The organism is Flagellimonas sediminis (genome assembly GCF_010500845.1).
Lineage (GTDB): Bacteria > Bacteroidota > Bacteroidia > Flavobacteriales > Flavobacteriaceae > Flagellimonas > Flagellimonas sediminis.
The window spans coordinates 1-20,573 of the sequence record NZ_JAAAMI010000004.1 but is presented as its reverse complement, the minus strand read 5'-3'; the positions used below and the strand labels follow the sequence as shown (position 1 = coordinate 20,573).

Sequence of the window (20,573 nt, the reverse complement as noted above, 5' to 3'; positions counted from 1 at the left end):
TCCAACCTTTTCGCTTTACTGAAGTCTATCTTGGTAGACTTCTGTGGATTTACCAGGCCTTGCTTGAATATTAAAAATTAAATTTAGATGAAAGTAAATACGATTAGATTCATGAACATAAAGCTGTTTTTGACACTTGCCTTCTTGTCATGGGTTGGCACCTGCACGGGACAACAAGCCAATGTCGACCAAGTTACACAGAGAGAAGACGTACCTCCGAACTTTGTTGTCATTTTTGCCGATGACCTTGGGTATGGTGATTTAAGCTCATATGGGCACCCTACAATACACACCAAAAACCTGGACCAAATGGCGGTCGAAGGCCAAAAATGGACGAACTTCTATGTTGGGTCGAGCGTATGCACACCCAGCAGGGCAGCATTGATGACCGGGAGATTGCCCATCAGAAATGGAATGACCAGTAAGGTGAACCGTGTTCTTTTTCCCGATTCCCATAAAGGATTGCCGCAAAGTGAGATAACCTTGGCCGAACAATTAAAAAAAGTCGATTATGTGACGGCTTGCATTGGCAAATGGCATTTGGGACATAAAGAGGAGTATTTGCCAACGAGCCAAGGGTTCGACTATTATTTTGGTATTCCTTACAGCAATGACATGGACAACATTATTCCATTCAGGTCAACTCAAGGGTATATTGATTTTTGGAAATCGGAAGAGAGGAAAGATATAAATACTTTCAATGTTCCACTGATGCGCAATACGGAGATAGTGGAGCGCCCAGCTGATCAGAACACATTGACAAAACGTTATAATGAAGAGGCGGTACAGTTCATAAGGAAGAACAAGGAAAAACCTTTTTTCCTTTATTTGGCCCATAATCTTCCACATGTGCCCCTTTTCGCATCAAAGGACTTTCTGGGCACCAGCGATAGGGGGCTCTATGGCGATGTTGTTGAAGAAATTGACCATGGGGTGGGACAAATATTGGCCGAATTAAAAAATAGTGGCCTAGATAAGAATACAATTGTAGTCTTCACCTCAGACAACGGACCATGGCTCATCATGAACCAAGAAGGTGGAAGTGCAGGGTTATTGAGGGAAGGAAAAGGATCTACATGGGAAGGGGGTATGCGTGAGCCATGTATTTTTTGGGGACCAGGCCGAATCCAACCTGGTTTGGTCACCCAAATTGGCACCACCATGGATTTGTTTACCACTTTCAGCAAATTGGCAAACGTGCCATTGCCCGAAGATCGACAGATGGATGGAAATGACCTTGGGCCAACACTCTTTGAAAAAAAACCAAGTGAGAGAAAAGAAGTGTTTTATTACAGGGGAGATGAGCTTTATGCGGTTAGGCTGGGAGCCTTCAAAGCCCATTTCATAACGGAAGGTGCCTATGGCCCACCGATGCGTGAAGAACATGACCCCCCACTCCTATACAATCTTGAAGTGGACCCATCTGAAAAATATAATGTTGCCGAAAGTAACCCTGATGTCATTGAGCAAATCAAAGCCTTGGTCAAAATCCATAATTTAAATTTGGTCAAAGGGGAAGATCAGTTGAAAGACAGGGGTTGACCTTTGAATTATCAATTAAATTTCAAACTAGTTTTAATTTATCAATATACAATATATATATGAAAAAACGAGGTCAAATTCAATGTGTGGTTATTTTATTGCTTCTATTAGGCGGGGGCATAGTAGCACAGGACCAAAAAAGCAACTATTCGCTGGTGGAGATTCCGGCTCCATCACTTAAGGATAATTTAATAGGCACGAAAGATGTGCAAAAGATTGGGGTTTATTTACCACCGTCTTACTTAGACTCAGATCAATTGTTTCCAGTTGTCTATTTTTTGAACGGTTATACCGTTGAGGCTGGCGAATATCCCAAAACGGAGGCTTTTGACAGTTATATGAAGAATAGTAAAGAACACGAGTTCATCTTAATAGAACTCAACGGCCATAATCTGTTTGAAGGGTCGATGTATGCCAATTCACCTGTTTCGGGAAATTGGGAAGATTTTATTGTAAGAGATGTCATTACTTATGTTGACAGCCATTACAAAACTTTGGCGAAACGGGAATCTCGTGGAATAAGTGGACATTCAATGGGCGGAGGTGGAACAATCAATATCAGCTTAAGGCATCCCGAGGTATTTTCTGTGGCCTATGCCATGAGTCCTGCCGTTTTGGCAAATGATAATTTATTGAATGGTATGTTTAAGAACGATTCGACCTTGGTGCAGGTTCAGAATTTATCCGAAAAAATGGTAAATGTGAGGGATGAGGATTTTTCTGAAACCTTGCAACAAGAATTAAAATCGTATGACCGAAAGATAACGAGCATATTTGGTATTCTTGCCTTTGGATCTGCATTCTCTCCCGATCTTTCACAACCCTTAAAGATTGCATTCCCGTTTACGATGAATGCCGATGGCACCTTTTCCAAGAAAGAAGAAGTCCTAGAGAAATGGGTAGCTGGTTTTGGGAATTTGGAAGAAAAAGTGAAAAATTACAAGAACAATTTAACCCAGTACAAAAAAATTGCATTGAGTTGTGGCTATCAGGACGAAACTCCCGGATTGCTCGAAGGTTCAGTTTATTTCTCTACATTGTTGAAAGAGGAAAAAATACCACATAGCACCTGCTGGTACACCGGCAAACATAGTGACAAGGTCAGTGAGCAACTCATCGGTGAGGTATTTCCGACTATGTCCGCTTACCTACATGGTGAAAAGTAATATGATAGGTTGATTTTGAGTTAGTTTTTTTAAGGGAGCGCAGCTTGTCTGCGCTTTTTTACTTTTGCTTCCAGTTCCTGTCCTTATGCTGATTTTCTTATTATGAACTAATACATTCACACCGTGAAACCAACAGATTCGAAAAAGACTTTTAAGTGGGATTGTAAAATGCCACACCTGAAAGTATTGGCTTTTTTATTTATTTTTTTGACATTTTTCTTTACAGTCCATGGCCAAGGTTCTGAGTTACTTTGGCTCGAAAATGATTCCATTAGGGTATCAATAAGCAAAAAAGGGGCTGAACTTCAAAGCATAAAAGGCAAAATCAGTGAGTTTGAGTACCTATGGCAGGGCAATGGTGAATATTGGGCGGACAGGGCTCCCATAATGTTTCCAGTAAATGTCAGATTCAGGGACAACGAATTTTATTTTCGGAACGTCAAATACGATATGCCGAAAATGGGAATTTTAAAAGAGCGCTTTATGACAGTAAAACATAAATCAAATGATGAGGTTACATTAAGTTTTGTTCCCAACAAAGAAATATTGCATGAAAACTATCCCTTTTTGTTCAAAATTTCAGTTCGATATAAATTGACCGATAATACCATCTTGAACGAATACGTCATCAGAAATGACGATACCCATAGCATGTATTTTGCACTTGGGGGGCATCCTGGGTTTAATCTGTCACTTGGTCAACCAAATGATAGAAAAAAGCATGAGTTGTTTTTTTATAAATCCCTTTCTGCCCAAAGAGAACTAATTAAAAATAGTCTTCTGAAAGATTCGGTAGCCCCCTTTTTACAAAATGAGACAACTCTTGGATTTGATGATGACAGGATACCTAATACTGGGATTTTCATCAAAGATTCAGTTATCACTAAAATTGGTCTGGCCAAATCTGGCCAAAAACCATACATAAGTTTGATTCTGGGTAATTTTCCGAATGTCAATATTTGGAGCCCTCCAGGATATCCGTTTGTGTGCATTGAGCCTATGGCCTCACATCATGATTTTGAGGATTCTCCAAAAGATATTGAAAAAAAGTCACACCTCGTCACATTGAAACCGGGCGAAACCGTTAAGTATTATTTTTTAATACAAATAGACCAAAGCCTTTAAACAACAATCTACATATTATCAAAACATGGTTTTGCATTTGCTTCTAATGCCTAATTATGTAACGAATTTATGGTGTTTTGTGTTTCGTTTCTGCTTTTCTAAAGAAGGTAATTACTGGCAGTGCCTGTTGTCTTTGGCGTTACTTTAAAACATGAAATATTACATTTGAGGTTTATTGAGAAAATTTGATAAGTTTTGGAATAACCATTTTTCAATATAAGTCATAAACACGACCTTGCTTCAGTAGGTTATTTTGCATATGAAGTGATTTAAACTTTTTTTGGACGAGAGATAGTGTAAGGTTCCCCTAAAGCAAAGCGTCCATAAATATACTTTCTTTTGTGAAATGGCTGTCCATTAGCAATTAGGGAAAGCTGGATTTCCCTCGGCTTTCCAAAATTTTTTCGGTGGCCTGTTGCCCAATGATTCATGTGGTCGGACATTGTTGTATTCCCGGAACCATCTCTGGGTCTGGTCCCTGACCAGATCAAGCTCCGTGAACAGATAAGCATCCAAAACCTCTTTACGGTAGATGCCGTTGAACCTCTCGACCAAAGTGTTCTGGGTCGGTTTTCCCGGTTGGAAATACCGGATCTCGACACCGTTCTTTGTGGCCCATGTATTGAAAATGGCCGAAGTGAACTCAGGGCCATTGTCCACGCGGATGGTCTCCGGTGAACCCCTCCATTCGATGAGCCTGTCCAGTTCTCTTGTTATCCTCCTCGCACTGAGCGAAGTGTCGACGGTGGACACCAGGGGTTCCCTGTTTAGGTCGTCGATTACGTTGAAGACCCTGAACGATTTTCCGTTGGTCAAGGTATCCTGCATGAAATCGGCACTCCATGTGATGTTACAGTCCACGGGGTGTATATGTGGGCTCTTTACCCTTTCGGGCAACCTTCTCTTTCGCTTTCTTCGAATGTTCAGCCCCATCAACACATAGACCCTGTAGACTTTTTTGTGGTTCCAGCCGTGGCCCATTGCCCTGAGCATATGGAACATCTTTCTGAACCCGTAGGTCGGGTGACCTTCGGCCAGCTTTTCCAAAGAATCCATAATCACTTCGTCTTCGGGCTTCCTCTTGAAACGGTAATAATAGACCGACAGACTAAGGCTCACCGCCCCACAGGCCGCCTGATACTCAACCCTACCTCTTTGGCCAGGTATCCGACAGCTTCTCGCTTCTCGGCGGGCTTAGCTTTTTTCGATAAGGTTCTTCAGGGCGTTGTTCTCAAAGGCAAGATCGGCTTACATGCGCTTGAACTCGGCAAGTTCCGACTCCATCTCCTTCATCTTCTTGAGTTGGTCTACTCCCATGCCCCCCTTATTTTGCCTTCCAGTTGTAAAAGGTCGGTTGGCTGATACCGTGCTCGCGGCATATCTCGGCAACGGTCTTTCCCTTTTCTTGTGCCGTTAGGACCTTGATGATCTGTGTCTCGGTGAATCTGCTTTTTTTCATTGCCTCAAATTTAAACGTTGAACTCTAATTTCCAACGCTTCGTTTTTCAGGGAACCTTACAGACTTCTGAGATCAGTGTTACCATACTTAAATTCCATAGTCCATGCACAAAGTACACGATAAAGATACTATTGAAATGGAGATAGTTCCGCAGATTTTTCTTTCCCAAAGTGGTTTTCCACCGACAGCCCCGATTTCTGAAATTATCAATGCCATCCTAGTCTAGTTGAAGAGCGGTGCGTAAGGAAAGGAAGAGGCGCAAAAATGACCAATGCACTTTATCTGATCGCTAGGCGAGTTTATGGGCTAGCTCGTCAAGTTTTTGTTTGTAATTGTCCCTGTCCCTGTCCTAAGGATGGGGGCAATTATAATACATGACGGTTGTCAGTCTATTTTTGGATAAACCTGTTGGTGTAATCTTCGGTTACAATACCTTTTATGGTGTTGATTATGAGATGTTGTAGAATCTCGTGCTGGGTATATTTATCAAACAGACTGGTTTTACCAAAAGCGATAGTGTTCAAATTCAAAAAGTACAGTTCACAAACCAATCTCAAGTTCACCTCATTTTGAATAAAGCCCAATTTTTGTGCATCGACAAAGAGTTCGTAAATAGTTTTATTTACCAAATCATTTCGAAAGCTATAATAGAGATCATAGGCCTTAGGGTAATATTTCTTTAGTCCGAAAAGGAACGTGGGACTGAAAAATTTTAAATGTTCGAAACCCTTTTTGTATATCAGTATTATCTTTTCCAGAGGATCTTTACAGAAAGCAATCTCCGATTCTTGGATCTCCCTTGAATATCTTTGCAGTAGATAGACCGTACTCTCTTGAACCAATTCTTCTTTTTTCCTAAAATAATTGTAGATGGTCTTCTTTGATATGCCAAGCTGATTTGCCAACTCATCGAGTGTGAACCGTTTACTCCCAAATTGAGCGAAGTTTAAGGCGGAGCATGCAACAAGTTCGGATTTACAGATCATTGGGTTAAATTATTAAGGCAACATAAAGTTACGTATTTATAACGATAGCGAAATATGATAAAGATCACCAAAATGATAAATAATATTAGGTCGTTAAACCTTTTGTTTCGGTTCTTTCTAGTCAAATATAACTGGTCTTAAATTTCAATAGCATTTTGGATAGACCAAATAATGCCGGGTACTTTAAAATCCCAAATTGAGGCACTTAACTTCCATCTTCTTTGGCTCCATAGCCAAAGTTCCGGCGATTTAAAGATCACGTTTTCCAATGCCTCTGCATAGTCTTCTATAATCCCATTGATTCTCACGGAAACGGGACTTTCCGTTATCAAACTAAAAATGTAGTCCATAGTACCCTCTTTTTATTTTTTTGTAAGAAGGGAACAAAACAACTTCACTGGTTTTTTTGGCAAGCTTTTCGGCCCCTAGAAAAAAGCTGTTTCCCTGTTCAAAAAATGGCAGCAATGTTTGGTACTGATTCTGACAGGGCTTTGATCGCCGATGATGCAGTTCAACATAATGACATTCTTTCGTTCAAGGTCGATAATGGTCCTATATCCCTTGGTGGATTCAATGCAATGGACACCAAATCGTTCTCTGATAATTTTAAATAGGCTATTGAAATAGTGGTTTTTAATTGGTTTGTATAAAGTGTCTGATCGGTAAGGAAAAAAAGTGGTAGGAATATCAACCATTCCCAATTTCCCTGATGGGCAGTGTAAAGCAAAATATTTTTATTCTCGCTTAAATAATGTTCTACCAAATCCGGATTCTCTATACGCAAACGTTTCATTGCCGACCTTTTACTGATGGTCAATGTCTTAATCGATTCGACAAGTATATCACAGAAATGCCGATAGAAGTTCTTTTCAATTTTTCTCAGTGTAATTTGTGGTTTTTGAGGAAAGGATTTTTTGATATTGTCCGAGACTAAGTTCCTTCTATACTTCATGAGGTAATAGACCACTACAAACAATATGTCCGATAACAGGTACAGAACAGGCATCGGCAGGGTCGAGATGGCATAAAAAGGCAAATATCTAATCTTGGGCAGCATCTTGTTTTTCATTACAAAAAAATTATAATGGCACAGGCAACAAATAATTAGTTTCCTTTTTTCTAAAGGCCGGCCTACGATTTATTTTTTGATTCCTTTCACGAACATTTTTAATGCGCTTTCATATTGTCTCTGCAATAGAGAATACTCAATTTCCGTGATATTTATTGTGTCTTTTTTAATAAGTACATTGTGCCGCAACCCTTGGAAAATGGCAATGAACAATTGCGAATAATAAGCAATATCAAGATTTTCAAAATCTTGGGCGGCAATACCTTTTTCCAATATTTTACTCACAAGTCGTATTTCTTCTTTGCGAAGGTTTTCGAATAGGCGGGCGTAAACGGGTTTTAAACTGTTTATAGATTCCAGGCTCAAAGAACTGAGGTGTGCAAAATCGCGAAAGTAGATCAGTCGCCTTTCTAGGTAAATATGGAATAACTCTTCTGCAGGGACAACCGAAGAAAGAAGACCTTCAATCTCGTTTAAAAATGTTTTATGTTCTTGCTTTACTACTTCCTTGAAAAGTTCTTCTTTAGTGGAGAAGTAGTAGTATAGGGATGCTTTTGATAGACCTATATCCCCGGCAATCTCCGTCATTGTTGTTTTTTTAAGGCCATAACGGCAAAATCTTTTTTTGGCGGAATCAAGTATTAACGAAAAATTATCGGTACTTTCAATATTGAACATTTGACTTTTTTAGTTAGAAAGTCTAAAATAATATTTATTTTAGCAAAAAAAAAATCTTTTAATTTTTAAAATCTGACCAATGCAGGAAATAGGGCAAGACGACTATTTGTTTTTAAAGCATGCTATTGAAAACATGATGCCGGCCAATAAAATATTCGGGTTAGAAATTATGGAAATCAGACTTGGGTACGTGTGCATCAAAGTCCCTTTTAAGAAAGAATTCATAGGCGACTATCTGCAAAAACGATGGCATGGAGGAATTTTGGCCGCTATGGCCGATACGGCTGGAGGAGCTGCCGGAGCGACGACCCTCGATTCCTTACAGGACAGGATAAATACCTTGGATATGCGGATCGATTATCTCCATCCTACCGTTGAAGGGGATATTTTGGCCAAGGCAAAGATTGTTAAAAGTGGTAAATCCATCAACGTGGTGGACGTGGAACTTTTCCAAAGTGGACAAAAAGATTTAGTGGCTTTGGCAAGATGTATATATAGCATCCATAGAAACGGCTCCTAAACTTTAGGTAATAAAGAATTATACATAAAACAAGAGGATCTTAAAAAACCCTATAGGACATCCTAAAATTTCTCCCCCATTAAATACGTATCCGTTTATGATCAAAAAAATTTTAAGCATTTCCCTTTTATGCCTTGTTTGCGTAGCCAATGCCCAGGAAATAAAGCAGCTTAGCCTAAAGGATGCCGTTTCCTATGCTCTTGAATACAAGGCCGATGCACAAAAATCGAAGCTGGCCATTGAAAATAGTGAGTACCAAATCCAGGAAGTTCGTTCGCGAGCATTGCCACAGATCACAGGAAATGGTAGTTTGGTCTATAATCCCATCCTACAGACCAATGTGATCGATGGAAGTTCCTTTGGGCAACCGGGCACCGTTATACAGGCAACTTTGGGGCAAAAATGGAATTCGGTCTTTGGTGTTTCGTTGAACCAGAACTTATTTGACCAATCGGTTTACACAGGTTTAAAAGCAGCAAAAACTACCCGTGAGTTTTATCAGATCAATAATCGATTAACTCAAGAGCAGGTAATAGAAAAGGTAGCCAATAGTTACTATCAAGTATATCTACAGCGTTTAAACCTTCAGGTACTTGATAGTACGTTGGCAAATACGATCAAGGCGAAAAATATCATTGAGGGCCAGTTTCAAAATGGGCTAGCGAAGAAAATCGATTTGGACAGGATTATTGTTAAAATTTCAAATCTAGAGACCCAACGGCTCCAGATAAACAATGCGCTACAACTTCAAGAAAATACCCTGAAATTTTTTATGGGAATGCCCATAACCGCCCAAATCGAAATTCCGGAAATCGAGTTCGAATTCAGACCAAGCGAGGTAGTTTCATCCCCGGATACCGAGAATCGATCGGAGTATCTGCTTCTCAAAAAGCAGGAACAATTGTTGACTTACCAGAAAATGGCGGTCAAGGCGGAATATTATCCAACGCTTTCCCTAACAGTTGGGTACAACTATCTTGGCCAAGGCCCGGACCTTCCCTGGTTCAAAAAGCCTGAGGACAAGGTATATTGGTCCGATTTTTCATCGATAGGATTGAATTTGAAAATTCCCATTTTCGCAGGTTTTGGTACACGTTCCAAAGTAATGCAGGCCGATATAGATCTGCGGATCTTACAAGAGGATATCAAGGATACCGAATTGGCCTTAGATCTTGATTACGAAAATGCCCGAACCCAAATAAACAATAGTATTGCGACCGTCAACAATCAAAACGAAAATGTCAGGTTGGCACAGGCAGTTTTGGACAATACCAGAAACAATTACGTCCAAGGTTTGGCTCCGCTAACGGATCTATTGGATGCGGAAAACGCCTTGACCGAGGCTAGGAACAACTTTAACTCCGCAATTTTACAATACAAACTGGCAGAAATCCTGTTGTTGAAGTCTAAAGGGGAATTAAAGTCACTAACAAACTAATAAGCACGATGAAAAAGAACATAATATACATACTTACAATTTTAGTGGTATTGGCCCTGATTGCCTTCATCTTAATGAACAACAAACAAGAAAATCAAGCAAAAACGGATATAGTTGCACAGAAAAATGCTAGTGTCACTGTAAAGGTTGATACGGTAAAGATGGAAACTATTCCCCTCAATTTTACCGCCAATGGAAACTTCGAGCCCTTTAAAGAACTGGATTTTTCTGCGGAAAAGCCAGGTAGAGTCGTTAGGGTATTGGTAGAAGAAGGTGATCATGTCAGAGTGGGCAAGACTTTGGCAGTTGTGAGAAGTGAGCAGGTATCGGCAGAACTGCACGCGGCCGAAGCGGCCTATCAGAATGCGTCCAAAAATTTCAACCGTTTTGAAAATGCCTTAAAAACCGGTGGAGTGACCGAACAACAAATGGATCAGGCCAAGTTGACCTTGGTTACTGCACAATCGAGACTGGAACAAGCGAGGGTAAATGCGAGTGATGTCAGCATAAAAGCTACGATAAAAGGAGTTGTAAATAAGCGTTTTATCGAACCAGGTTCTGTTCTGGCAACAGCAACACCAATGTTCGAAATTGTCGATGTCTCCAAACTTAAACTTAGGGTTACGGTCAACGAGTCCCAAGTGGCCAGTTTAAAAACGGGTGCCCCGGTAAATGTAAAAGCCAGTGTCTTACCAGACAGGACATTTGCAGGGAAAATCACGTTTATAGCACCGAAATCGGATAGCAGTTTGAATTTTCCTGTGGAAATCGAGATATCGAACAATCCGGACAACGCCTTGAAGGCGGGCATGTACGGGACGGCATCCTTCACCTCGTCAGACCGGGAAAGCGAAAAGATACTGGTGGCCCCTAGAAATGCGTTCCTGGGAAGTGTAAGCAGTAACCAGGTTTTTGTCGCTGAGGATGGAGTTGCAAAACTGACCGGTGTAACGGCTGGAAGAATATTCGGTGATAAGGTCGAAATATTAGATGGTCTGGACAGCAATGAACTCGTAATAGTTACCGGGCAGATCAATCTACAGAACGGTTCCAAGATAGACATCATCGACTAGAACCGGACAATAACCTGAAACATTTTATTCCATACTATGAAATTAGCGGAAATTTCCATAAAAAGGCCTTCATTGGTCATTGTGCTATTCACCATACTTACCCTTGGGGGCCTGTTCAGTTATAACCAACTGGGGTATGAATTGATACCCAAATTCGACCGAAATGTCATAACCGTCGCCACTATCTACCCCGGTGCCTCGCCCAGCGAGATCGAAAATACCGTGACAAAAAAAATAGAGGATGCGGTTGCCTCTCTGGAGAACATCAAAAAAATAGAATCCCGTTCTTATGAAAGCCTTTCCACGGTTGCGATTACCTTGACGGATGATGCCAATGTTGATATTTCCCTAAACGATGCACAACGGAAAATCAATGCCATTATCAGTGATCTGCCCGATGATGCCAAAACACCCTCCTTAAGCAAATTTTCATTGAGCGACCTTCCGATTATGACAATTGGTGCTAATGGCACTATGGATGAAATTAAGTTTTATGACCTGATTGATAAAAAAATTGCCCCTTTGCTTTCCCGGGTCAATGGTGTGGCACAGATAAATTTGATCGGGGGGCAAGAAAGGGAAATCCAGGTAAATTTAGACGCCGACCGACTTCATGGATATAACCTTTCCATACCCCAGGTCCAACAGACCATCCTGGCCTCGAATTTGGATTTCCCCACAGGAAATATTCAGACCAGGCAGCAAAAAATATTGATCCGGTTGGCCGGAAAATATAAAAATGTTGAAGAGCTGCGCAATCTGGTAGTCGCTGATAAAGATGGCATCCAAGTGAGGCTCAGTGATATTGCGGATGTTCAGGACAGTCAAAAAATACCTGAAAAAATTGCACGGGTAAAGCAAAAAAGTGCCATCCTACTGCAGGTGATCAAGCAGTCCGATGCCAATGCCGTAGCTGTAAGTGAAGATATATTAAAACGGATAGCACAGCTCGAGACCGATTATAAAACCATAGACCTCAGTCTCAATGTCGCCAATGACAGTAGTGTTTTTACCCTAGAGGCGGCCGATTCCGTAATCCATGACCTATTGATCGCCGTGTTATTGGTGGCGATCGTAATGCTGTTCTTCTTGCACAGTGTAAGAAACTCGCTAATTGTAATGGTGTCCATACCCGCATCGTTGGTTGCGACATTTATAGGCTTTTTGTTGTTGGATTATACCTTGAACTTAATGAGTTTATTAGGATTGTCTTTGGTCGTAGGCATCTTGGTGGACGATGCCATCGTTGTACTCGAAAACATTTACCGGCATATGGAAATGGGCAAAAACCGTGTCCGTGCGGCCTATGACGGTACCGCTGAAATCGGGGGCACGGTAACATCCATAACGCTGGTAATCGTGGTCGTCTTTTTTCCCATTGCCATGAGCAGCGGTCTGGTGTCCAAAATCATTACCCAATTTTGTGTGACCATAATTATTTCGACCTTGTTGTCCCTATTGGCATCGTTTACCATTATTCCTTGGTTATCGTCCCGTTTCGGAAAATTGGAGCATATCACAGGTAAAAACCTGTTCGGTAGGCTTATCATCAAATTCGAAACACAATTAAAACGTTTCACGAATTGGATCTCCGGCTTATTGACCTGGTGCCTGGATCATTATAAAACCACGCTGTCCATCGTTTTGGTTATCTTCTTTGCTTCGATCGCCTTGGTAGCGGCAGGATTTATTGGAGGCGAATTCTTTGCCACATCGGATAGGGGCGAGTTTTTGGTGCAGATAGAACTACCAAAAGATGCCTCATTGGAAGAAAGTAATTTTATGGCCCAAAAAGCAGAGGCCTTTTTGAATACACAGGAAGAAGTCAAGAGCCTTATCACCACTGTAGGCCAGACCAGCGAAGGCTTAGGAGCTTCACAGGCTACAGCTTACAAGGCGGAAATAAACGTCCAAATGGTTGATGAAAATGAAAGGCAGGACGATTCTTATGTATTTGCCGCCAAAACAAAACGTCGTTTAGAGAAAATTTTGGTCGGAGCCAAGGTGAAAACCGTCCCTATAAGTCTTTTGGGAGTGGCGGAGGAAGCCCCGTTGGCCTTGGTAGTGACCGGACCTAGTTTGGATAGTGCCATGGTCTTTGCCAGAAAGGCGGAGGCGGAACTGCATAAGATTCCTGGGGCCACGGAAATTGAATTGTCCGTAGAAACGGGAAATCCTGAAATCAATGTTCAAGTAGATCGGGATAAAATGGCCTCCCTGGGATTATCGTTACAAACGGTGGGGTTGACAATGCAAACAGCATTTAACGGGAATACCGATGGCAAATTCAGGGCAGGGGAATATGAATATGATATTAACATTCGCTACAATAGTTTTGATAGAAAAAGCATTGTCGATGTAGGGGATTTGATCCTTACTAATGACCAAGGGCAAGAGGTAAAACTCTCACAGTTCGCCGACATCACCGAAACGTTGGGCCCGAGCCAATTGGAACGCCGGGATAAGACCGCGTCGGTTACCGTAAAAGGGCAGTCCGTTGGCAGACCAGCTGGTACGGTCGCGGATGAATGGGAAGCTGCCTTCCAGGATGTCGAACGGCCCACGGGGGTCGATTACGTATGGGGTGGGGATAAAGAAAGGCAATCGGAAGGGTTCGGAACACTGGGAATTGCTATGTTGGCAGCTATTATATTGGTCTATTTGGTAATGGTTTCCCTGTACGACAGTTTTGTGCACCCGTTCGTAGTTCTTTTTTCCATTCCCTTATCGTTCATCGGAGCTTTGCTGGCATTGGCGTTAACGAACAATTCCCTGAACATCTTTACCATTCTTGGTATAATTATGTTGATCGGGCTAGTGTGTAAAAACGCCATTATCCTGGTTGACTTTGCCAACGAAAGGGTCCGGTCAGGGGAAACGGTCAGGAACGCCTTGATACAGGCCAACCACGCACGTCTCCGCCCAATTCTAATGACTACCATTGCCATGGTTTTCGGGATGCTTCCCATTGCGTTGGCCTCAGGCCCGGGATCGGGATGGAAAAATGGTCTTGCCTGGGTTATCATCGGGGGATTGATAAGTTCGCTTTTCTTGACCTTGATAATAGTACCGGTAATATACAATTTAATGGAAAAATTGGTACATAAGTTTACCAAGGGAACAAAAACTGATTATGAGGAGCTTATGGTGGCCGATTACGAGCATAAAAAATTGGTAGATGGCTTTAACCCAGACCACACGCTGTGATATGCTGGCCGTGTTCCGGTTGTTGAGCTTTATCGACATCTAAAATGCTATCCCCATGGCGGTCCTTGGCGACCTTTTTGTTAGATTTGAATCGATGTTCATCATTATAATGTACAATGATACACCAAGTGAAATCTTGGATAAGTAACTAACTACTGACCTCTAAAAATTAATACTTAATTACTTTCAGACAGAGTTTAATTTGCAGACCCGTTTTTTCTTTGGTTTTATCATGGAAATCGTGCCTCAAAAAATACAATTAAATCGATTTTGGTGATTGTTCCATTTTTAAAAAATTCTTACCCAATATAATGATTTACCCAATGGTGATTTTGATGCTAAAAAACCTTCTTTAGAAGATGCCTATTTTAAAATTTTAAGCGAACACTAAAATGAAAACAATATTTTCCATAGTAAAAAACGAGCTAAGACAGCGTGTATTTAGTTGGGTTACCCTTGTTTTCTTTCTCATGCTTGCCTTTCAGATGATATGGTATACCAAGGGATCGTTTGATTTCTTTTCCAACGAAGGGGTGCTTATGAACGCTTCGAGCATTTTGTATAGAAACTATGCGGCCATGGGTATGCTTATGATCATCATCATTGCCATAGCTACCGGAGGTGTGCTTTACAAAGAGATCAGGTATAAATCCGCGGAGTGGACCTATGCACTGCCCATCAATGAAAAACAATTTTTTATAGGCCGCTTTTTGGCCGCTTTCCTATACCTTGTCATTCTAAGTACGGGTATGATTGTTGGGCATTTGTTGGTGCCGTTTTCCGGCATTGGCGAGGCTGGTCGTTTTGGTCCGGTTCAATGGGGCCCTTTGTTTCACGGTTGGATCATGTTTACCGTACCCAACCTCTTTTTTTATGTATCCGTTGTATTTTTTGCCATTGTGTTTACCCGTAGAATGACCACAAGTTATTTGGCCGTATTCTTGGTGGTCATTCTATTTTTAATCGCCCAAACTTCCTACGAAACCGGGGGTGGGGATAATCTAATGGCTTACATCTTGGCGGATTCGGGAGGCTATGTAGCGGCACAGCACTATACCGAACTGTTGAGTCCCACACAAAAAAATACCGAACTGTTCAAACTGACCGGCTATGTTTTAAAGAACCGATTGCTTTGGATGGGACTTGCCATGGTGTTTGCCATAGCGGCATATCTACGCTTCTCTTTCAAGTACGTCATACAGGCCGGTACCGATAAATCCAAAAAAATCAAAGAAGGCAAGAAAGTGTCATTTTCTACGGCATCCATAAAATTGCCAGAGGTCGTGAAACAATACAAAGTACCTAATTTTCTCACTAAACTATGGTCACTCTCAAAATTGGAGTTCCTGAACATTGTTCGCCCTACTTCCTTCAAAATAATCCTCGGTATTATCTTATTGATGGTGTTTTTGCAAAATGTTACTTGGAATGCGGCTTATTATATTGGTAATGAATATCCCATCAGTAGCAATATGACCTATTTTAGGTTGCAATGGGGCGTTTTTATAACCATGTTGATCATGATTTGGGCCGGCGAGTTGTTTTTTAAGGACAAGACGGTCAATATTTGGCAAATAACAGATTCGTTGCCCGTTCCTGTCTGGGTTACCCAACTTTCCAGATTGGCAGCGATTATTGGACTGTCTTTTATATTAAGTGTGAGCTTTATTGTAGTATCCGTGTTTACCCAAGTGTTGTTGGGTGGAGCTTCTTATATAGATTTAGGACAATTTGCAGAGGACCTTTTGCTCTATCGTTGGGCCTTTTTGAACTTTGTACTTTGGGCGTCTTTGGTGTTTTTTGTGGGAGCTTTGACCAGCCATCGAATTTTCACACACCTTCTTTGTGTGGCCATTTTCATCTTCTTGATTGTTTCCTTTGATATGGGCATCATTGAAGATTTAAGGCTAGGATATGGTTTTACTCCTGGAGTTGAAGATTATTCGGAAATGAGCGGTTATGGTATATTTCAAGAATCGGCCAATTGGTTCTTCCTATTGTGGTTGGCTTTGGCCATTACCTTGGTCATGACCGGTGTTTGGCTATGGAAGCGGGGCTCGGATAAAAAATGGAAAAACAGACTTTCGTTGAAGAATATGCAACTTAGCATGGTTTCCAAAGGTGTGATGGTGTTGTTTTTTGGGGCATTCTTGTTTTTGATGTCGTTCATCACCAAAAATGTGTATGATAATGGCAACTTTATCCCAGATGCCGAAGAGGAACGATTGGATGCCTAGTACGAGATAAAATACAAGTATCTGGAAACCAAACCACAGCCCAAATATGAAACAATCGATGTAAAATTGGATCTATTTCCTTCAAAAAGAAGGGCAGAATTTACTGCTGATATCACATTGAACAACGAAAAGGGGGCAGATACCTTGTTTTTCAATACCAAGGATTTTGTCCAATTATCCAATGTGAAGCTGAACGGACAAGAATTGACCATGGGAAAAGGGGATGTCGAGCAAAACCTGACCGCCTATCCAATCCCGTCTACCTTACAAAAAGATAGCGTGTTGCAGCTTTCCTTGGTAGGGAGCAAACAATATGTCGGTTTTGTGCAGAGCGATTTTCAGGCAGATTTGACCAAAAAGGGAAGTTTTGGTAGTCTTCAGGATTTTTTACCTGTGAAAGGATATGATAGCGACAAGGAGTTATTGGAAAACCGGAAACGCCAAGAACAGGGATTGGAACGTCTGGATTCCAGAATGGCCACTGTTGATAATGCCTTTGCCCTTACCCAAAATGTGTTTGCTACGGATGCCGATTGGGTTACAGGTAAAATTATTATTAGTACCGAAGAAGGCCAAATTCCGTTTACGGCCGGAGCCTTACAAAAAATGGAAACTGAAGATGGTAGAACCACTTCCATCTATACCATTAAGAAACCCCAAGTGTTCAATTGGCAGGTAGGATCATCAGACTATAGCGTTGGCAAGGGCAAGGCCGGGAATATAGACTATTCCATTCTGCATAAACCCACCCATTCGTTCAATGTGGACCTCTATCAAGAAGCATTAAAAAAAGGGGTTGCTTTTATGCAAACCAACTTTGGGGCCAATTCGGTCGACAATCAACTTCAATTGGTAGAAATACACCGTTGGCAAGACGATCGGTATACCTTTGCCAATACCATTGCACTTTCTGAAAAAGAAGGTTGGGTGGCCGATACCGAAGGTTTACAGGAAAAAGCCTATCTCTATCAAACCATCGGTAGTGGATTGGCCAAACTGTGGCTGCAAAAAAACTTGACCATTGCCAATGTGCAAGGGGCGGATATGCTTACAATAGGGTTGCCAGAGGCGTTGGGACTCTTGTATGTGAAAAATGAAATAGGTGGGGAAGCGGTAATCAGCTTATCAAGAAAAGTTGGAAAAGTATGGCAAGGACAAAAATAACGAGCCCAACCAAGAACCACCATTGCTCTATGCCGATGGAGCGGAATATCTTGAAATCAATAAAGGGGCCGTGGCATTTTATAAGCTGATCCAAACCATGGGTTTTGAAGGATTCAATGGATATTTGGCAGAATGGGTCAACGGTAACCTGGACAATCCTACATTGTTCAATGACTTTTGCCAAAAAGCAGTAACTCATATAAAATCATCCGAAAAAAGGGAGATAAGGGCACTTTTTGAAACCAACGAACCGTATACAAACAATACTACAAACAGTAACTAGGACAGATTGATTTTTGGGTGATAACTTATATGCATGTGCATTACACTTATTGGAAAATTTAAGTAATGTCGATTGGGTTTCTGTTATTTCTTCTTTTTGACAGGAAAGCCAGATAAAGAATATGTCAAAGCAGAATGCAATAACAGTCCCTTATAGAATTCAGTGGGAATGTCACAGTATAGGAATATGACAAAACAGTGAGTTTGTTCCCAATTTGATATCAACATCCTCTGGATCACTCATAAAAACAAGAGGACGCTTTATCGCCCTCTTGCATTTATTCTCTCACCGCTACCAAAAAGATTTCTCCATTCCGTTAAATTGGTTGTTTCCCTACAAGAAACCATTGTGTTTTGGTCATGGAAGGTGGCGCCCTGTCGGGCGCTCTTTTGTGGAAAGGGAGAAAGAAGAAAGGATTGGAAATCTCTTTGGATTTCCTATGTTCCTAATCGTATAATCCAAATCACTTAATATTGAATTACATGTAGGTATCATGTTCTTGGGCCATTTAACCCTTGTCTTGTCCTAGAATAGGTTGTCATGATAGAAGCAATAATTTAAATTTAATCATGAAAAGTGTAAACTCCTATTCGGACGATTTTAAACGAAAGGTTGCCTCCCACTATCTGGGATCGGATCTCAGCATGGCGGCAACGGCAAAACTGTATGGTCTCAAAACACCTTCATCCGTGCAACAATGGGTGAAAAGGTTCTGTCCGGACCAGGCCCTGCCGAACGACGGTACCACCAAGGAACCGGCCTCAACTGTCCTACCGGACTCCCCGGAGGGGATGCTGGCCAGGATCAGGGAACTTGAGTCCGATCTGGCAAGCGAGAAGCTCAAAAATCTGGCCGCCAACAAAATGATAGACATTGCGGAAAGGGACCTTAAGATCAACATCAGAAAAAGTCTGGTGCCAAACAGTCCAAGAAATGAAAGAGACCATGCCCAAAACAAGTGTTGGGACGCTGTGCGGACTGTTTGGCAAAACGAGACAGGCCTATTATAAGTTTTTGAGATACGAGTACAGGACACTTGCCGAAAAGCAGTTGGTGCTCGAGATGGTTCAGAATGAACGCGCCATACTTCCCGGCGTGGGCGTGCGCAAGCTCCACAGCATCATCTTCGGGCCATCCTGCCCACAACAGGTTTCAATGGGCATGGATGCGCTCTTCGCCCTCCTGCGGGAAAACTCGATGCTGCTGCGACGCTCCAGAGGCAGGGCAAGGACCACCAATTCACACCATTCGTTTCGGCGGTACCCCAACCTGGCAAGGGAGATGACGGTCGATGCCCCACACCAGCTCTGGGTCAGTGACATAACCTATATCGACACGATGGAGGGATTCATGTACCTTTCGCTCGTCACGGACGCATATTCCAGGAAGATAATAGGATGGGACATATCCCCAAAACTAACGGCCTCCGGTGCGATCGGCGCCCTGAACATGGCCATATCACAGTTGCCGCATGGGACCGGTCCCAAACCGGTGCACCATTCGGACAGGGGCATCCAGTACTGCTGCGACAGGTACATAAGCATCCTTAAGGGTGCCGGCATCGGGATCAGTATGACAGAAAAGGTGGATCCCTTGGAAAATGCAATAGCCGAAAGGGTGAACGGCATACTGAAGACCGAATGGCTCAAGAACAATAGACCAAGGCTCAAAGTGGAGGCAATAGATATGTTCGGGGACATCGTCTCCTCTTACAATGGCCGTAGGCCCCATCTAAGTCTCAATATGCAGACCCCCGATTCGGCCCACATGTCCCACGGACCGATACCAAGGGCATGGAAAAATTATTGGAAGGAAAGACATAAATATGATCAGGGAACAAACCCCTGCATGATAACAAAGGGAACCTTGGGTGTAAACCTGACCTAAGATTATTGAAAAATGTGTAAACTCGTTATAGTATCAACCGCTTTAAGTGACAACTTTTTTCAGGACGAGACACATTTTTTGTACGATCGTACAAATGTATGATCATTTAAATGATCATGTGCTCCAAGGAAAATAAAGGAGGATTAAAGTAAAATATACAGGAAGGAAACTGGACAAAAGAACACTGGTAATCATCGTATAGAGGTAAGGATTTTTCAAAACGCTAATAAATTTGTCTTGATGATTTGCTATGTTAAGGCTGTTTGCGGATAAGGTGCCAAGCCTCATTATTGAACAATCACCATTTTTAAGTTCCCTTTCCTCAATGTCATACCCTTTCTGTTTTTTCCCTTTCCACTATTGGCCCAAACGGGCTTTAAAAATCAGTTTGGAAAATGACAATTGGACAACTGGTAAAGAGATTAAAATTAAGGGTATATTCATACATTGACCATTTTTCTCCCTTTCCATAGAAACTCACCCCTGTGATTTCGTCCAATTCCTTATTTCCAACACTGGATAAATTTACCGTACATATAACTCTGTACGGCAAATCCCTTGTAAACAATCAATAGACAATAGGTTTGTGGTATAGTTGATCGGAGGTCACGGAGCAAGTTGTGTTTTTGTAAACAAAAACTGCGCACTTCGTTTACAAATGACCTTTAGAACAATACCAAAACCATAGAAAATGGCAAGACCTAAAAAGGACATATCAAAAAAAAGGACGATTGTCATC

At 41.7% G+C, this 20,573-nt stretch carries 17 protein-coding genes and 1 pseudogene; 13 read left to right on the top strand and 5 right to left on the bottom strand.

Annotated elements, in window-relative coordinates:
• Positions 1-87: 87 nt before the first annotated feature.
• From GTK07_RS09190 to GTK07_RS09180, 3 genes are all read left to right on the top strand, one after another.
• Positions 88-1,542: a sulfatase family protein gene (locus tag GTK07_RS09190; RefSeq protein WP_036379415.1), complete on the top strand. Its 1,455-nt coding sequence runs from the start codon at positions 88-90 to the stop codon at positions 1,540-1,542.
• A 59-nt stretch (positions 1,543-1,601) separates the two neighbouring features.
• Positions 1,602-2,708: an alpha/beta hydrolase gene (locus GTK07_RS09185; protein WP_051947140.1), complete on the top strand. Its 1,107-nt coding sequence runs from the start codon at positions 1,602-1,604 to the stop codon at positions 2,706-2,708.
• 186 nt (positions 2,709-2,894) lie between these two features.
• Positions 2,895-3,833 carry an aldose epimerase family protein gene (locus GTK07_RS09180; RefSeq protein ID WP_203583768.1) on the top strand — a complete coding sequence of 313 codons (939 nt, stop codon included), beginning with the start codon at positions 2,895-2,897 and terminating at the stop codon, positions 3,831-3,833.
• Between the two features lie 357 nt (positions 3,834-4,190).
• On the opposite strand, the pseudogene GTK07_RS09175 reads toward GTK07_RS09180, so the two are convergent.
• A pseudogene (locus GTK07_RS09175) lies at positions 4,191-5,292 on the bottom strand (IS3 family transposase).
• A 103-nt stretch (positions 5,293-5,395) separates the two neighbouring features.
• On the opposite strand from GTK07_RS09175, the gene GTK07_RS19345 reads away from it, so the two are divergent.
• The gene (locus GTK07_RS19345; protein WP_255307434.1) at positions 5,396-5,518 is read left to right on the top strand and encodes a hypothetical protein; all 123 of its coding nucleotides are present in this window, start codon (positions 5,396-5,398) and stop codon (positions 5,516-5,518) included.
• A gap of 163 nt (positions 5,519-5,681) precedes the next feature.
• Here GTK07_RS19345 and GTK07_RS09170 read toward each other — a convergent pair whose 3' ends face one another.
• From GTK07_RS09170 to GTK07_RS09155, 4 genes are all read right to left on the bottom strand, one after another.
• A complete protein-coding gene (locus tag GTK07_RS09170; protein WP_036379408.1) occupies positions 5,682-6,278 on the bottom strand; it encodes a TetR/AcrR family transcriptional regulator in 597 nt (198 codons plus the stop codon).
• Positions 6,279-6,415: 137 nt separating this feature from the next.
• Entirely contained in the window at positions 6,416-6,628 is a 213-nt protein-coding gene (locus tag GTK07_RS09165; RefSeq protein WP_036379405.1) for a lysophospholipid acyltransferase family protein, read from the bottom strand.
• Positions 6,629-6,789: 161 nt separating this feature from the next.
• The gene (locus tag GTK07_RS09160) at positions 6,790-7,347 is read right to left on the bottom strand and encodes a lysophospholipid acyltransferase family protein (protein ID WP_036379403.1); all 558 of its coding nucleotides are present in this window, start codon (positions 7,345-7,347) and stop codon (positions 6,790-6,792) included.
• A 69-nt stretch (positions 7,348-7,416) separates the two neighbouring features.
• The gene (locus GTK07_RS09155) at positions 7,417-8,025 is read right to left on the bottom strand and encodes a TetR/AcrR family transcriptional regulator (protein ID WP_051947139.1); all 609 of its coding nucleotides are present in this window, start codon (positions 8,023-8,025) and stop codon (positions 7,417-7,419) included.
• Between the two features lie 79 nt (positions 8,026-8,104).
• On the opposite strand from GTK07_RS09155, the gene GTK07_RS09150 reads away from it, so the two are divergent.
• The 9 genes from GTK07_RS09150 (at position 8,105) to GTK07_RS09110 (ending at position 19,834) form a co-directional block, all read left to right on the top strand.
• Positions 8,105-8,545, top strand: a complete 441-nt coding sequence (locus GTK07_RS09150; protein ID WP_036379402.1) for a PaaI family thioesterase — start codon at positions 8,105-8,107, stop codon at positions 8,543-8,545.
• A gap of 100 nt (positions 8,546-8,645) precedes the next feature.
• The gene (locus GTK07_RS09145) at positions 8,646-9,983 is read left to right on the top strand and encodes a TolC family protein (RefSeq protein WP_036386003.1); all 1,338 of its coding nucleotides are present in this window, start codon (positions 8,646-8,648) and stop codon (positions 9,981-9,983) included.
• 8 nt (positions 9,984-9,991) lie between these two features.
• Complete coding sequence (locus GTK07_RS09140; RefSeq protein ID WP_036379401.1) at positions 9,992-11,056, top strand: efflux RND transporter periplasmic adaptor subunit; 1,065 nt, start codon at positions 9,992-9,994, stop codon at positions 11,054-11,056.
• A 36-nt stretch (positions 11,057-11,092) separates the two neighbouring features.
• A complete protein-coding gene (locus GTK07_RS09135) occupies positions 11,093-14,263 on the top strand; it encodes an efflux RND transporter permease subunit (protein ID WP_036379400.1) in 3,171 nt (1,056 codons plus the stop codon).
• Between the two features lie 392 nt (positions 14,264-14,655).
• Positions 14,656-16,500 carry an ABC transporter permease gene (locus GTK07_RS09130; protein WP_036379398.1) on the top strand — a complete coding sequence of 615 codons (1,845 nt, stop codon included), beginning with the start codon at positions 14,656-14,658 and terminating at the stop codon, positions 16,498-16,500.
• 66 nt (positions 16,501-16,566) lie between these two features.
• The gene (locus tag GTK07_RS09125; protein WP_141673284.1) at positions 16,567-17,664 is read left to right on the top strand and encodes a hypothetical protein; all 1,098 of its coding nucleotides are present in this window, start codon (positions 16,567-16,569) and stop codon (positions 17,662-17,664) included.
• On the top strand, positions 17,636-17,947 hold the full coding sequence (locus GTK07_RS09120) for a hypothetical protein (protein WP_036379395.1): 312 nt from the start codon (positions 17,636-17,638) through the stop codon (positions 17,945-17,947). The genes GTK07_RS09125 and GTK07_RS09120 overlap by 29 nt, the downstream gene beginning before the upstream one ends.
• A gap of 569 nt (positions 17,948-18,516) precedes the next feature.
• Complete coding sequence (locus tag GTK07_RS09115) at positions 18,517-18,957, top strand: helix-turn-helix domain-containing protein (RefSeq protein WP_051947138.1); 441 nt, start codon at positions 18,517-18,519, stop codon at positions 18,955-18,957.
• On the top strand, positions 18,881-19,834 hold the full coding sequence (locus tag GTK07_RS09110; RefSeq protein ID WP_067032276.1) for an IS3 family transposase: 954 nt from the start codon (positions 18,881-18,883) through the stop codon (positions 19,832-19,834). The genes GTK07_RS09115 and GTK07_RS09110 overlap by 77 nt, the downstream gene beginning before the upstream one ends.
• Positions 19,835-20,573 lie beyond the last annotated feature (739 nt).